This window comes from Streptomyces sp. NPDC049577 (genome assembly GCF_040675635.1).
Classification (GTDB): domain Bacteria; phylum Actinomycetota; class Actinomycetes; order Streptomycetales; family Streptomycetaceae; genus Streptomyces.
Genome location: NZ_JBFAPH010000168.1, coordinates 1 through 14,273, shown reverse-complemented (window position 1 = coordinate 14,273; position 14,273 = coordinate 1). Strand labels below are relative to the sequence as shown.

At 72.2% G+C, this 14,273-nt stretch carries 10 protein-coding genes and 1 pseudogene; 2 read left to right on the top strand and 9 right to left on the bottom strand.

Going from position 1 to position 14,273, the window contains the following annotated elements; genetic code table 11:
* Nucleotides 1-92: 92 nt before the first annotated feature.
* Together AB0K09_RS19605 and AB0K09_RS19600 are read right to left on the bottom strand one after the other, a co-directional pair.
* Nucleotides 93-575: pseudogene (locus AB0K09_RS19605) on the bottom strand (alkyl hydroperoxide reductase); the annotation flags it as partial.
* Between the two features lie 6 nt (nt 576-581).
* Nucleotides 582-1,133 carry a peroxiredoxin gene (locus AB0K09_RS19600; RefSeq protein WP_366066639.1) on the bottom strand — a complete coding sequence of 184 codons (552 nt, stop codon included), beginning with the start codon at nt 1,131-1,133 and terminating at the stop codon, nt 582-584.
* A gap of 135 nt (nt 1,134-1,268) precedes the next feature.
* On the opposite strand from AB0K09_RS19600, the gene AB0K09_RS19595 reads away from it, so the two are divergent.
* On the top strand, nt 1,269-2,246 hold the full coding sequence (locus AB0K09_RS19595) for a hydrogen peroxide-inducible genes activator (protein ID WP_366066638.1): 978 nt from the start codon (nt 1,269-1,271) through the stop codon (nt 2,244-2,246).
* Nucleotides 2,247-2,379: 133 nt separating this feature from the next.
* Here AB0K09_RS19595 and AB0K09_RS19590 read toward each other — a convergent pair whose 3' ends face one another.
* The 5 genes from AB0K09_RS19590 to AB0K09_RS19570 form a co-directional block, all read right to left on the bottom strand.
* A complete protein-coding gene (locus AB0K09_RS19590) occupies nt 2,380-4,818 on the bottom strand; it encodes an FtsX-like permease family protein (protein WP_366066637.1) in 2,439 nt (812 codons plus the stop codon).
* Nucleotides 4,805-5,500, bottom strand: coding sequence for an ABC transporter ATP-binding protein (locus tag AB0K09_RS19585; RefSeq protein WP_366066636.1), 696 nt, complete (start codon nt 5,498-5,500; stop codon nt 4,805-4,807). Before AB0K09_RS19585 ends, AB0K09_RS19590 begins: the two co-directional genes overlap by 14 nt.
* Nucleotides 5,497-6,021, bottom strand: a complete 525-nt coding sequence (locus tag AB0K09_RS19580) for a PadR family transcriptional regulator (protein WP_366066635.1) — start codon at nt 6,019-6,021, stop codon at nt 5,497-5,499. Before AB0K09_RS19580 ends, AB0K09_RS19585 begins: the two co-directional genes overlap by 4 nt.
* 75 nt (nt 6,022-6,096) lie before the next feature.
* Nucleotides 6,097-6,321 carry a hypothetical protein gene (locus AB0K09_RS19575; RefSeq protein ID WP_366066634.1) on the bottom strand — a complete coding sequence of 75 codons (225 nt, stop codon included), beginning with the start codon at nt 6,319-6,321 and terminating at the stop codon, nt 6,097-6,099.
* Nucleotides 6,318-7,241 (bottom strand): SPFH domain-containing protein, encoded by a 924-nt coding sequence (locus AB0K09_RS19570; RefSeq protein ID WP_366066633.1) that lies wholly within the window; start codon nt 7,239-7,241, stop codon nt 6,318-6,320. The genes AB0K09_RS19575 and AB0K09_RS19570 overlap by 4 nt, the downstream gene beginning before the upstream one ends.
* 235 nt (nt 7,242-7,476) lie before the next feature.
* On the opposite strand from AB0K09_RS19570, the gene AB0K09_RS19565 reads away from it, so the two are divergent.
* Entirely contained in the window at nt 7,477-9,729 is a 2,253-nt protein-coding gene (locus tag AB0K09_RS19565; RefSeq protein WP_366066632.1) for a transglycosylase domain-containing protein, read from the top strand.
* Nucleotides 9,730-9,811: 82 nt separating this feature from the next.
* Here the strand turns inward: AB0K09_RS19565 and AB0K09_RS19560 are convergent, their stop codons facing one another.
* Both AB0K09_RS19560 and AB0K09_RS19555 read right to left on the bottom strand, forming a co-directional pair.
* Nucleotides 9,812-11,269, bottom strand: a complete 1,458-nt coding sequence (locus AB0K09_RS19560; RefSeq protein WP_366066631.1) for a catalase — start codon at nt 11,267-11,269, stop codon at nt 9,812-9,814.
* 120 nt (nt 11,270-11,389) lie between these two features.
* Entirely contained in the window at nt 11,390-13,393 is a 2,004-nt protein-coding gene (locus AB0K09_RS19555; protein WP_366066640.1) for an ATP-binding SpoIIE family protein phosphatase, read from the bottom strand.
* Between the last annotated feature and the right edge of the window lie 880 nt (nt 13,394-14,273).

Sequence of the window (14,273 nt, the reverse complement as noted above, 5' to 3'; positions counted from 1 at the left end):
GCGCACCGCAGTTGACGCACAGCGCGGTGATGGTCAGCACGGCGCGGCGGCGGTTCCACCGGCCCCACCGGTCGCGCCGTTCGAGGCCGTCGAAGCGACGCGATCTTGAAGGCCTCCTGGATCGTCTCGCGCTCCACGCCGGCCTTGCGCAGCACCTGCTCGTGGGAGTCGAGGCACATGCCGCAGCCGTTGATGGCCGAGACGGCCAGGGACCACAGCTCGAAGTCGACCTTCTCCACGCCGGGGTTGCCGATGACGTTCATCCGCAGGCCCGCGCGCAGGTTGCCGTACTCCGGGTCCGACAGCAGGTGCCGGGTCCGGTAGTAGACGTTGTTCATCGCCATGATGGCGGCGGCGGACTTGGCGGCGGTGTACGCCTCGGGGGAGAGGTTGGCCTTCGCCTCCGGCTCCAGCTCACGCAGCACGATCGGCGAACGGGTCGCGATCGCGCAGGCGAGGACCGTGCCCCACAGCTGCTGCTGCGGAAGACCGGAGTTGCCGATGACCGAGCCGAGGTTCAGCTTCAGGTCCTTGGCGTAGTCCGGTATGGCGGACTTCAGCTCGTCGAGGGCCATGACGGATCAGCCCGCGAGGAGGGCGGCGGCGTCGAGGGTGTCCTCGCCCTTGTTCCAGTTGCAGGGGCACAGCTCGTCGGTCTGCAGGGCGTCGAGGACCCGCAGGACTTCCTTGGGGTTACGGCCGACGGAACCGGCGGTCACCATGACGAACTGGATCTCGTTGTTCGGGTCGATGACGAAGACGGCGCGCTGGGCGTAGCCGTCCTCACCCTCCACACCGGCGGCCTGCATCAGCTCGTGCTTGGCGTCGGCCAGCATCGGGAAGGGCAGGTCACGCAGGTCGGCGTGGTCCTTGCGCCAGGCGTGGTGCACGAACTCGGAGTCACCGGAGACACCGAGGATCTGAGCGTCGCGGTCCGCGAACTCGTCGTTCAGCTTGCCGAAGGCGGCGATCTCGGTCGGGCAGACGAAGGTGAAGTCCTTCGGCCAGAAGAACACCACGCGCCACTTGCCCTCGTAGGACTTGTGGTCGATCTGCTGGAATTCCTTGCCGCTCTCGAGCGAGACGCAGGCGGTCAGGTCGAACTCGGGGAACTTGTCACCGACAGTGAGCACGCGCTCTCCTTGCAACGAAGAAGCCCCTGGGTGCGGGGCTTCCTGCGGGGTTGGACGAGCTCCACAGTGCCACAGGAGGTATTGATAACGGAAATAGCTAGACTGTGTGGTGTTGATCGGAGGTGGTTATCAGTCATGTCATCGGGATCCGCACCCGCACCCATATCCCCGGCGTCCCCGGGCCGGCCGCGCCAGCCCAGCCTGGCGCAGCTGCGCGCCTTCGCCTCCGTCGCGGAGCATCTGCACTTCCGCGACGCCGCGACCGCCATCGGCATGAGCCAGCCCGCGCTCTCCAGTGCCGTCTCGGCCCTGGAGGAGTCCCTCGGGATCCGGCTCGTCGAGCGTACGACGCGCAAGGTCCTGCTCAGCCCGGCGGGCGAGCGGCTCGCCGTCCGTGCCCGCGCGGTCCTCGACGCGGTCGGCGCCTTCATGGAGGAGGCGGAGGCCGCCCGCGCCCCCTTCACCGGCGTCCTGCGGCTGGGCGTCATCCCGACCGTCGCGCCCTATCTGCTGCCCACGGTCCTGCGCCTGGTCCACGACGCGTACCCCGACCTCGACCTCCAGGTGCACGAGGAGCAGACCTCCTCGCTGCTGGACGGGCTCACCCAGGGCCGGCTGGACCTGCTGCTGCTCGCGGTGCCGCTCGGTGTGCCGGGCATCACGGAGCTTCCCCTCTTCGACGAGGACTTCGTCCTGGTCACGCCGTGCGACCACTGGCTGGCCGGGCGCGACGACATCCCGCGCGAGGCGCTGCGGGAGCTGGACCTGCTGCTCCTGGACGAGGGGCACTGCCTGCGGGACCAGGCCCTCGACGTCTGCCGCGAGGTCGGCCGGTCGGAGGGCGCGCCGGTGACCACCAGCGCCGCCGGGCTGTCGACCCTGGTCCAGCTCGTGGGAGGCGGGCTCGGGGTGACACTGCTGCCGCGCACGGCGGTGCGCGTCGAGACGGGCCGCAGCGACCGGCTCGCCACCGGGGACTTCGCGGATCCGGCCCCGTCGCGGCGGATCGCGCTGGCAATGCGGAGTTCCGCGGCGCGGCAGGGGGAGTTCTCGGAGTTCGCGGATGCGCTGCGTGTGGAGCTGCGCAAGCTTCCGGTGCGGATCGTGGACTGACGGTTTCCCACCCGCCCACCCGCCCACCCGTTACCCGGAACGTTCCGGGGTACCGGGGGCTGACGCCCCCCGCACCCCCCGGACCGTGCTGACGCGCGGTGCCCTCAAACGCCGTACAGGCTGAGTCGCCCGCTCACTCCGTCCGCAGGCCGTCGGGCCGCAGCATGCGCCACAGCGGCGGCAAGCCGGCGAGCGTGACCAGGGCTATCAGGCCTGCCCCCGCGCCCAGCAGCGGCAGGAAGCCCAGCCAGTCCCTGACCGTGCCGCCCACCATCCGCAGGGTGAGCCAGCCGAGCGCCGTGCCGCCTGCCACGGCCAGGGCCATGCCCAGGACGACCGGGATCGCGGTCTGCCACAGCACCGACCAGCCGAGCGTGGAACGGCGCACGCCCTGGGCGACCAGCAGCGACAGCATGCGTTTGCGTTCGCGCAACTGCTCCAGCAGGGTCACGAGCATGCTGGCGCCGATCAGGACGAGCGTGCAGACGGCGCCGATCAGCAGGCCCTTCTCGACCGCGGCGTAGTGGTCTTCCTTGACCACGCCGCCCATGCGCCACACCCGTACGACCGGGTCAACGCGGCCGGCCGTGTTGCGGACCCGTTCGATGGCGTCGGGGTCGCCCGGGCGGACCTTGATCAGCAGGCGGGTGGTCGCGTCGGGCAGGGCGCCCAGGTCGATGGCGGACGGGGTGACGAGGACGCCGTCCTGGTGCTCGCCGAAGGCGTCCGGCCGGGTGTGCACGACGCGCGCCGTGGCGGGAACGGTCCAGCGGTACGAACGTGCTGTCACCCGGCCGCCCTCCATGTTCCTGTAGCCCTCGATGGACAGCCCGGTGCCGGGAGGGAAGACGGAGGAGGTCTTCGTGCCGTTCGGCGCCTCGGCGACGAAGGCGTCGCCGTCCCGGCAGGTGCCGAGGTCGGCCAGTTCCCGCAGGGTGTCGCAGTCGCCGATGATGACGGTGGTGACGCTCCCCCGGGAGTCCTTCCCGGCGCCCTCCTTGTCCGCGTACCGCTCCAGGAAGCCCGTCGCCGCTTGCACGCCCGGTGTGGCGCGCAGCCGGTCGGTGATGCCCTTCACCTCGGCGGGCGAGACGGCCGTGTAGGAGCCCATGATCTGGGAGTGCGTGGGGTCGTTGTCGTTCTTCGTCACGTACTGGTTCTGCACGCCCGCGAAGAGCATCTGGATCGCGATGGCCCCGGCCATGGCGACGGTGATGCCGCTGACGGCGCGGGCCGCGCTGCCGCTGCCCAGCTGGAGGCGGCGGACGGCCAGTTGCCAGGGCACCGGCCCGCCGCCCAGGCGGGCGACGCAGATCTCGACGAGCCACGGCAAAAGCGTCGTGACGCCGATGAGCAGCAGGACGGCGCCGGCGCCGACCTGGTAGGTGCTGACCGGCGCGCCCTTCGGGGCGGAGGCCGCCTGGCCGAGGAGGGGGACGAGCAGGGCGGCCCCGGCGGCGGGGAAGAGCAGCCGCCACCACAGCCGGCGGCGGCGCGGGACGGCGTTGCGCACGACGCCCAGCGGTTCGATGGTGATGCCGCGCAGGGCGAACAGGGTGACCGCGATGGCGGCCGCCGGCACGGCGAGCGCGATGAGCGCGGCCAGCGCGGGGTCCGGCACGAGGTCGGAGGGGAAGACGCTGCTGTCCCGGATCGTGATGTGGACCGCGAGCCGCCGTACGAGGAGGAAGAGGCCGGTGCCGATGGCGAGTCCCGCCAGCGCGCCGCACAGGGCCTCGCCGGCCGCGATGCGCCGGGCCATGGCGGCGTCCGCGCCGATCAGCCGCAGCTCGGCGAGCCGGCGGTCCCGGCGGTCGCCGCCGAGGCGTACCGCGGTGGCGACGAAGACGGCGACGGGCAGCAGCAGGACGACGCACACCATGACGGTCAGCACGAGGATGACCGGGTCGACCGGTTCGTCCGGCACGTCGGCGCCGAAGCGTTCGAGGCGGACCGCGCCCGAACGGGGCTGGATGCGGTCGCTGCCGGCGTAGTAGAGGAGCTCGCTGGGGCCGACCAGACCGGACGGGCCGATAGTGCCCGTGATCCGGTAGTCGAACCGCTCGCGCAGCAGCTTGCCCTCGGCGGACTTCATGAGCCGGTCGAGCGCGGGGGAGACCACCATCTCGCCGGGACCCGGCATGGCGCGGACACCCGGCGGTGTCGGTGCCTCGGGGCCGTCGGGCCGCAGCAGGACGCCCTCGATCCGCGTGTCGTGGAAATCGGTGCTCACCGACTGGGCGAGCAGGGTGCGGCTGCGCGGCCTGATGGCGGAGGAGCCGCTGTCCATGAACTCGGGCAGGCTGTCGACCGCCCTGACCTTGGTGCGGTGGTCGCGCGCGCTCAGCATGTGGGGCACGGCGCTGGCGCCCAGCAGCAGTGCCACGCCCAGCCCGACGCCCACCGCGGTGAGCGCGGTGCGCAGCCAGCCCTCGCGGCCGCCGGTGACGGCGAACCGGGCGCCCATGAGCAGGTCGCGGACCCAGGCGGCGGCGCCGGTGGGGCCGGTGGGCAGCGGGCGCACGGCCGGGTGCGGGGCCCGCGTCCCGGGCGGGGCGTCACGCGGGGTCATACGCACCCGCCATGTCGCGTGCCCGGCCGTCGCGGACGACGACCTCCCGGTCGGAGTACGCGGCCACGCGCGCCTCGTGCGTGACGAGCACGACGGCGGCGCTGGTCTCGCGGGCCGCGTCCGTCAGCAGCCGCATCACGCGCTCGCCGTTGAGCGAGTCGAGGGCACCCGTCGGCTCGTCGGCGAAGATCACGCGCGGGCCTCCGACCAGGGCGCGGGCCACGGCGACGCGCTGTCCCTGACCGCCGGAGACCTCGCCGGGGCGGTGACCGGCGACGTCCTCGACCTCCAGCCGCTCCAGCCAGGACCGGGCCCGGCCCTCGGCCTCGCGGCGCCGGACGCCGGTCAGCCGCAGCGGCAGGGCCGCGTTCTCCAGGCAGGTCAGCTCGGGCACCAGCTGGCCGAACTGGAAGACGAAGCCGAACTCGGCGCGGCGCAGGGCGCTGCGCCGGCTGTCCGGCATGGCGGACAGCTGCTGTCCCGCGTAGGTGACGGTGCCGGCGTCCGGCCGCACGATGCCGGCCAGGCAGTGCAGCAGCGTCGACTTGCCGGAGCCGGAGGGGCCCATGACGGCGACGACCTCGCCGGGATGGATGGAGAAGTCCGCCCCGTCGAGCGCGGTCGTCGGCCCGTACGCCTTGCGCAGGCCGGTGGCGGCGAGCAGGGAGCCGTCCGGGGTCATGCGCTCACCTCCCGGGCCAGCTGCCCGAGCCGGGCCGCCGTCACCTCCAGCCACCTCAGATCCGCCTCCAGGTGGAACAGGGCGTGATCGCAGATCAGCTGGTCGGCGAGGTCACCGTCGCGCTTGCGCTGGGTGAGCCCGCGCATCAGCCGCAGGTGCTCCGACCGCTGGGTGTCGAGCAGCTCGGCGGCGTCGCGGCCGGTCAGCAGGGCGAGGACGACCTTCGTGTAGAGCGTGGACTGGAGATAGGGCTCGGGCTTCTCCGGGCTCTTCAGCCACCGCTCGACGTCGGTGATCCCGGCCTCGGTGATCGCGTACCGCTTGCGGTCGGGACCGCCGCCCTGCTCGATGCCGTCCACTTCCACGAGCCCGTTCTTCAGCAGACGGGACATCGTCGAGTAGACCTGGCCGTAGTGCAGGGGGCGGTCGTGGCCGAAGCGTTCGTCGAAGGCGCGTTTGAGGTCGTAGCCGTGGCGCGGGCCGGACTCGAGCAGGCCGAGGAGGGTGTGTCCGATAGACATGCGGCCGACTATACGTGGCATGTATACGTGGGGTGTATAGCCCGGGGTGTATAGCCCTGGTCCGGGGTCGAGGCGTCAGGGCTTCGGCGGCCGGCCCCGTTTGCGGATCGCCTCGGCCCCCTGCGGCAGGCGCCCCGCCTCGGAGAGGGCCCGGCGCAGGAGGAACTCGATCTGCGCGTTCGTGCTGCGCAGCTCCTCGCCCGCCCACCGGGCCAGCGCGTCGTGCACGAGCGGGTCGAGCCGCAGCAGCACCTGCTTGCGCTGCCGCGGCCGGCCCTGAGGAGGAAGATCCTCGGTCACTGGTAGAGCGTGCCCGTGTTGAGGACGGGCTGGGCGGCCCGGTCACCGCACAGCACCACCATCAGATTGCTGACCATGGCCGCCTTCCGCTCCTCGTCCAGTTCCACGAAGCCCTGCTCGCTGATGCGCTCAAGGGCCTGCTCCACCATGCCGACCGCACCCTCGACGATCAGTTTGCGGGCCGCGACCACCGCGCCCGCCTGCTGTCGCTGCAGCATGGCCGACGCGATCTCCGGAGCGTAGGCCAGATGCGTGAAGCGCGACTCGACGATGCGCACACCGGCCGCCTCGACCCGGGCGTGCAGCTCGGCGGCGAGCTTCTCGGTGATCTCCTCGGCATTGCCGCGCAGCGACAGCGCGTCGTCTTCGTGCGCGTCATAGGGGTACTCGATGGCGATGTGCCGCACGGCCGCCTCGGTCTGGGTGGCGACGAACTCCTGGAAGTCCTCGACCTCGAACATCGCCTGCGCCGTGTCCTCGACCCGCCAGACGACGACCGCCGCCAGTTCGATGGGGTTGCCGTACGCGTCGTTGACCTTCATTACGGCGGTCTCGTGGTTGCGCGCGCGGGTGGAGATCTTCGTGCGGCTGGTGAACGGGTTCGTCCAGCGCAGGCCCTCGGTGCGGATCGTGCCGCGGTAGCGGCCGAAGAGCTGCACCACCCGGGCCTGGCCGGGGGCGATCGTGTTCAGCCCGCACATCGCGATGAACGAGGCGAGGATCACCAAGATGCCCACGGTGACCAGCGCGGCGCTCGCCGGCGTGCGCCCCTCGGAGCCGAGCGTGGCCCCCAGCGCGATGGAGCCGGCGCCGAGGAGCAGCCCGCCCAGTCCGAGCAGCAGGGCGAGCCCGCCCCCGATGTCGGTCGCGGGGACCTCGTGGACGCGCGGCTCGGGATTGTCGTTCGCGTTGTCGGACATGGCATGGCCCCCGTGTGGTTCGGGGCGCGCCGGAGCGGCGCGCCACTGGTCTAGCAAAGTGCTATCACTTTATCTGCCTGTACGGTTTCACGCATCACGCCGTACCCGGGTTCCCGCCACCCGGGGTGCTGTATGTCACGTCCGTTATTGCCGTGATCGATGGGCGTTTGATGACAGTTGCGGTGTTAGCTTCATGAGCTGGGTTGGGGGCGGACGGACTGGAGCTACGGGAGAGATGGGCCGAGCGGACGCGCGACGGGCGCAGAAGAAGGGCACGAAGCCCAAGAAGGCCGGCATACGCCGGTTCTTCACCTGGAAGATGCTGCTCGCCTACGTCGTGGGCGTGATCGCCCTGGGCGTCGGCGCGTTCGTGGCGCTCTACTTCTACGTGGACGTGCCGGGTGAGGGGAACACCGCGGCCAAGCTGCAGAGCAACATCTACAAGTCGAGCGACGGCAAGCAGATCGCGCGGATCGGCGAGGTCAACCGCGAGGAAGTCCCGCTGTCGAAGATCCCCAAGGACATCCAGCACGCCGTCGTCGCCGCCGAGAACAAGAACTTCTACTCCGACCCCGGCGTCGACCTGATGGGCACCGCGCGCGGCATCTTCAACACCGTCATGGGCCGCGGCAAGCAGGGTGGTTCGACGATCACCCAGCAGTACGTCAAGAACTACTACCTGGACCAGCGGCAGACCGTCACCCGCAAGGTCAAGGAACTGATCATCTCGCTGAAGGTCCAGGACAAGATGTCCAAGGACGACATCCTCGCGGGATATCTGAACACCAGTTACTACGGCCGCGGCGCCTACGGCATCCAGGCCGCCTCCCGGGCGTACTACAACAAGGACGTCGACAAGCTGACCCTGGAGGAGGGCGCCTACCTCGCCGCCCTGCTCCAGGCGCCCAGCCAGTACGACTGGGCGGTGGCCACCGACGCGGGCAAGGCGAACGCCCAGGCGCGCTGGAACTACGTGCTCGACAAGATGGTCGAGAAGGACTGGCTGAAGCCGGACGCGCGCCGTTCGATGTCCTTCAAGAAGCCGGGTGACCCCAAGCCCTCCGCGGGCCTGAAGGGCCAGAACGGCTATCTGGTCGAGGCGGCCCGGCAGGAGATCATCCGCGACCTCGTCAAGGACGGCCGCAGCCAGAAGGACGCCGAGCAGGACTTCGCCGCCGGCGGCTGGACGATCACGCTGAGCATCGACCCCAAGAAGCAGAAGGCGCTGGAGGGGGCGATCAAGGACAAGCTGACCGACGACCTCAACCCGAAGGCCCGTGAGGTCGACGGCCACGTCCAGCCCGGCGCCGTCTCCGTGGACCGCAAGACCGGCAAGATCGTGGCTCTGTACGGCGGCGAGGACTACCTCAAGCACTACATGAGCAACGCCACGCGCCGGGACTACCAGCCCGCCTCCACCTTCAAGCCGCTGATCCTCGCCTCCGCGTTCGAGAACGACTCGGAGACGCAGGACGGCAAGAAGATCAAGCGCGGCACGCTCTACGACGGCACCAACAAGCGCCCGGTCGTGGGCAAGGAGGGTGCCGGCTACGCGCCGGAGAACGAGGACGGGTACTCGCAGAACCCCGTCACCGTGCAGCAGGCGATGAACGACTCGGTCAACACCGTGTTCGCGCAGATGGCCGTCGACGTGGGCCTGGAGAAGGTCAAGAAGACCGCCACGGACATGGGGATCAAGAGCGACTTCGACGCGACCCCCGCCATGGCGCTGGGCACCATGCCCGCCAGCCCGATGGACATGGCCGGCCTCTACGCCACCCTCGACAACCACGGCAAGAAGACCGTCCCGAGCATCGTGAAGTCCGCGTCGCTCGGCGGCAAGGAGTACTCGCTGCCGGACGCGGTCACCGGTGACCGCGTCATCAAGCAGAACACCGCCGACGGCGTGACCTCCGTCCTCACGGGCGTGGTCAACGACGGTACGGCGAACGTCGTCCAGAACCCGCGCTACGAGGTGGCGGGCAAGACCGGTACCGCGGAGTTCGACACCGCGGCCTGGTTCAACGGCTACACCCCCGACCTGATCACCTCGGTGGCCCTGTTCGGCGAGGCCCAGGGCGGCAAGCACGTGCCCCTGGAGGGTGCCGGCGGTGGCAGCCGCGTCAACGGTGGTGGTTACCCGGCGAAGATCTGGGCCGAGTACACGTCCAAGGCCCTCGACGACGACGCCACCGCCAAGTTCGACCTGGACACGGACGAGGACACCGGCCCGGTGCTGCCGCCGACCAAGCCGTCCGCCCCGGCGTCGCCGTCCTCGACGCCGTCGCGCGGCCCGTCGCCCACGCGGTCGGCGCAGACCCAGTCGCCGTCCTCGACCCCGTCGCGGACGCCGCAGTCGCACGGCCCCTCGACGCCGTCGCACACGCCGGTCGTCCCGCCCAAGCCCCCGATCACCCCGAGCCCGGGCAGGAGCACCGGCACCGGCGACCAAGGCGGCACTCTGCCCGACAACGGCATCCAGCGCTGATCCGGCAAACGGCACCGACAACGGCGACGGCCGCCGTCCCCCGCACGGGGACGGCGGCCGTCGCCGTTCCGCGGTGGGCGTCTCAGCCGTCGTTGACCTTTGTGGCGATCCGGTCGCCCGTCTCCTTGTCGATGTTCCGCCAGTACTGCAGCGCGCGGTCCAGCACCGGCCGGCTCACCCCGTTGCTCAGGTGGCCGGAGACGTTGTCCACCAGCCGCTCGCGCTGCCCGTCGTCGAGGACCTGGCGGACCAGGGTGCCCGCCTGGCCCCAGTCGTCGTCCTCGCGGTGGAGCTTGTAGGCCTCCCGGACCATCTCCCCGGAGGCCTGCCAGCCCGCCGTCTCGCCGAAGCGGGCGGTGTCGGCCGCCGGGCCGCCGTAGGAGTTCGGGGCGTACGGGCGGGCCGTCGTGGACGGGGTGTAGCGCATGGGGCCGTCCTTGGCGTAGGAGTTGACGGCCGAGCGCGGGCGGTTGGGCGGCAGCTGGGTGTAGTTCGGGCCGACGCGGTAGCGGTGGGCGTCCGGGTAGGAGAAGAGCCGGCCGAGGAGCATCTTGTCCGGCGACGGGCCGATGCCCGGCACCAGGTTGGACGGCTCGAACGCGGCCTGCTCGACGTGGACGAAGTAGTCCTCCGGATTGCGGTCGAGCCGCAGCCGGCCGACCTCGATCAGCGGATAGTCGCCGTGCGGCCACACCTTCGTGAGGTCGAAGGGGTTGAACCGGTAGTCCGGCGCGTCCTCGAACGGCATGACCTGCACGTACATCGTCCAGGTCGGGGCCTCGCCGTCCGCGATCGCCTCGTACAGGTCCCGGCGGTGCAGGTCGGGGTCCTCGCCGGCCAGGTGGTCCGCCTCGGCCTGGGTGAGGAACTCGATGCCCTGGTCCGTCTTGATGTGGTACTTGATCCAGAACTTCTCCCCGCCGGCGTTGAGCCACATGTAGGTGTGCGAGCCGTAGCCGTTCATGTGGCGCCAGGTCCGGGGCACGCCCCGGTCGCCCATCAGCCAGGTGACCATGTGGGCCGACTCGGGCGAGAGCGTCCAGAAGTCCCACTGCATGTCGTTGTCGCGCAGCCCGTTGTCCGGGCGTCGCTTCTGCGAGCGGATGAAGTCCTGGAACTTGATCGCGTCCCGTACGAAGAAGACCGGCGTGTTGTTGCCGACCAGATCGTAATTGCCCTCTTCGGTATAGAACTTGAGCGCGAAGCCGCGGGGGTCGCGCCAGGTGTCCGGCGAGCCCTGCTCGCCCGCGACCGTGGAGAAGCGGGCCAGCACCTCCGTGCGCGCCCCCGGCCGGAAGAGCGCGGCCTTGGTGAACTGGCTGACGTCCGAGGTCACCTCGAAGGTGCCGTAGGCGCCGCCGCCCTTGGCGTGGACCACGCGCTCGGGGACCCGTTCGCGGTTGAACTGGGCCATCTTCTCGATGAGGTAGTGGTCCTGGAGCAGGATGGGGCCGGTGTCACCGATGGTGAGCGAGTGTTCGTCGCTCTCCACGGGGATCCCGGCGTTGTTCGTCGTGTACGCAGGTGCCGGATCGGTCATGGCACGCCTCCCGGAACGAACGGGGACCGGAGAGGGCGGAGTGCGTCCGCCCTCCAACCGGGCCAGTGAACCGCTCCCGACGGCGCGTCGGCAACACCGGTCTGGACTCTGTCCAGAACTTCACGGTGTACGGGCAGCCGGCTGCCGGCGGGCGTGCGCCGGCAGGGGCAGCTCGAACCACACCACCTTTCCGGTGCTCAGCCGGGTGGCGCCCCACCGCCGGGCCAGCCGGTTCACCAGGTACAGCCCGCGCCCGCCCTCGTCCGAGGGGCGCGCCTGGCGCAGCCGCGGCAGCTGCGGCACATCGTCCCCGACCTCGCAGCGCAGCACGTCCGTCCGCAGCAGCCGCAGCGTGATGGGGCGCTCGGCGTACCGCACGGCGTTGGTGATGATCTCGCTGACCAGCAGCTCGACGCCCTCGTTCAGCTCCTCCAGCCCCCAGCGGGTCAGTGCCCGCTTCGCCAGCCGGCGTGCCTGACGGGCCGTCTGGGGGCGCGGGTCGAGGAACCAGTACGCGACGTCGCTCGGCGCGATGCCCTCGAAGCGGGCCGCGAGCAGGGCGATGTCGTCGTCCCGGTCGCCCGGGCCCAGCATGCCGAGCACCTCGTCGCACAGCGGCTCCAGGGGCGGCGGGTTGGGTCCCGTCAGCCGGGCCGTCTCGATCAGCCGCTCGCGCAGCTGCTCGATGCCCGTCCACACGTCCCGGATCCGTGACTCGACCAGTCCGTCGGTGTACAGCAGGAGTGTCGCTCCGGCGGGCGCGTCCAGCTCGACGGCCTCGAAGTCCACGCCGCCCACGCCGATCGGCGCGCCCGGCGGAACCCGCAGCACCTCGGCACGGCCGCCGCGGTGCAGCATGATGGGCGGCGGATGGCCCGCGTTGGCGATCACGATGCGGTGCGCGACCGGGTCGTAGACGGCGTACATGCACGTCGCCATGCGGTCGCTGCCGAGCCGCTGCGCCTGTTCGTCGAGGTGGTGCAGGACCTCCTGCGGAGGCAGGTCCAGCCCGGCCAGCGTCTGCGCCGTCGTGCGCAGCTGACCCATGATCGCGGCCGAGGTCATGGAGTGGCCCATGACGTCGCCGACGACGAGCGCCACGCGGTTGCCGGGCAGCGGGATCGCGTCGTACCAGTCACCGCCCACCCGGGCGGTCTCGGCCGCCGGCAGATAACGGCTGGCCAGCCGGACGCCGGTGGGCTGCGGCAGCGAGTCCGGCAGCATCGTGCGCTGCAACTCGTCCGCGATGTAGACCTCGCGGCCGTACAGCACGGCCTTGTCCACGCCGAGCGCGGTGTGCGTGGCGAGCTGGGCCGCGACCAGCAGGTCGTCGCCCTCGAACGCGGGCCGGTCGGTGCGGCGGATGAACACCGCCGCCCCGATCACCCGCCGCCGGCCGCGCAGCGGCGCCAGGATCGTACGGTGTTCCGCCGGTACCTGCCGGTCCTCGCCGAGCAGTTCCGGAAGGGCCGCCCGGGCGGCGGCGGAGTCCCCGAAGACGGGCCGGACACCCCGCAGCACCTCCGCGAGCGGCCCGCCTATGCGCACCTCGCAGCGCTCCGCCGCCGAACCGGCCAGCTCGGGACCGAGCTCGCCGGACGGCTCGGGCTCGCCCTCGTCGCCCCGCACGTACTCGGGCAGCCGGTCCGTGCGGCGCAGCCGCAGCACCACCGGGCCCACCGGGCGTTCGTCGCCCACGGGCAGCGGGTCGCGCAGATAGACGAGGATCGCGTCCGCGAAGGTCGGGACGGTGGCCCGGCACAGGCCCAGCACGATCTCGTCGAGGTCGATGCCCCGCGCGATGCGGCGGGTGGCGGCGCCGACGAACCGGAGCCGCTCACCGCCGGTGGCGGCGGCTCCCATGGACTGCTGGGCCGTGGCCGCTTCCCCGGCCCGTGGGGGCCCCTCGCCGCCCGGACCGACGGGGGCGTGGCCGCCCCGCGCGCCCCCGGACCCACCGGAATCCGCGCCCGGCCGTGCGGCTGCGCCGTCGTGTGTGCCCCGGGCGTGCCGGCCGGCCGCCGATCCGCCCCGCGGATCGGGCTGCGCGGGGATGCGCGGCACGGCCCGGTCCGCTTCGGCCGGCTCGTGGTCGGGCTCCTCGGGCCCGAGGGCCGTCGCCATCGGCTCACGGCCGGCCTGCACGGATATCCGGCCGGCGGCGGTCCGCCGCCGCGCACGCGACGTGGCGCGGCCGGCGTGCGCGACCGCCTTGCCGGCGGCTCCGGCAGGCTGTGCCGCATGCTCGTCGGATCCCCGGGCGGCCGGGGCGCCGTCGGCGGTGGAACGCCGGGTTCCGCGGTGCGGAGTGGCCCGCTCGGTCTCGGCGCCCGTCACCGGTGCCACGGCCGGGCCGTCGGCCGGGGCCGGGGGTGCGGCCGCTGTCGCGTCCGGTCGCGGACGGTCGCCGGTCGAACGGCGCCGCTTGCGGCGGGGCGTGGCCGGGCCGGTCCCGGCGGCCTGGCCGGCTGTTTCGGCGGGGGCGGGGGCGGGGGTGTCCTCGCCGGAGGGGTGCGGACGGGCGGTGCCGCCGGGGGCGGACCGGTGGCCCGTCCCGGTGCCGGCCGCCTGGGCCGCCGCGTGGGCGGCACTGTCCGGCGTGGTGTCGGCGGGGGCCGGGGGTGTGGCCGCTGTCGTGTCCGGTCGCGGACCGCCGGCGGCCGAACGGCGTGGCCTGCGGCGCGGCTTGGGCCGGCCCGTCTCGACGGCGGCCGCCTGGGTGACGCCGCCCGGTGCGGCGTCCTCGGGCCGGTCCGGGGAGTGGGGCGTGTCGCCGGGACGGCCGGTGGCGGTGGCCGGCGTCGCGCGGTGCGGTGCGGTTCCGCCCGGCTCGGGGGCGGTGTCCGGGCCCGTGAGGGGGCGCGCGGGCAGGGCGGTGGTGTCACCGGCCTCGCCGGCCGGGCGGGGGCAGGCGGGAGCGGCGGCCGGCCCGTGGCCGTCCGCGGCGGGCGGGCGGGGGCCGGTGTGGGCCTCGCCGCAGGCGGCCCGGTGTCTTCCGTGGGAG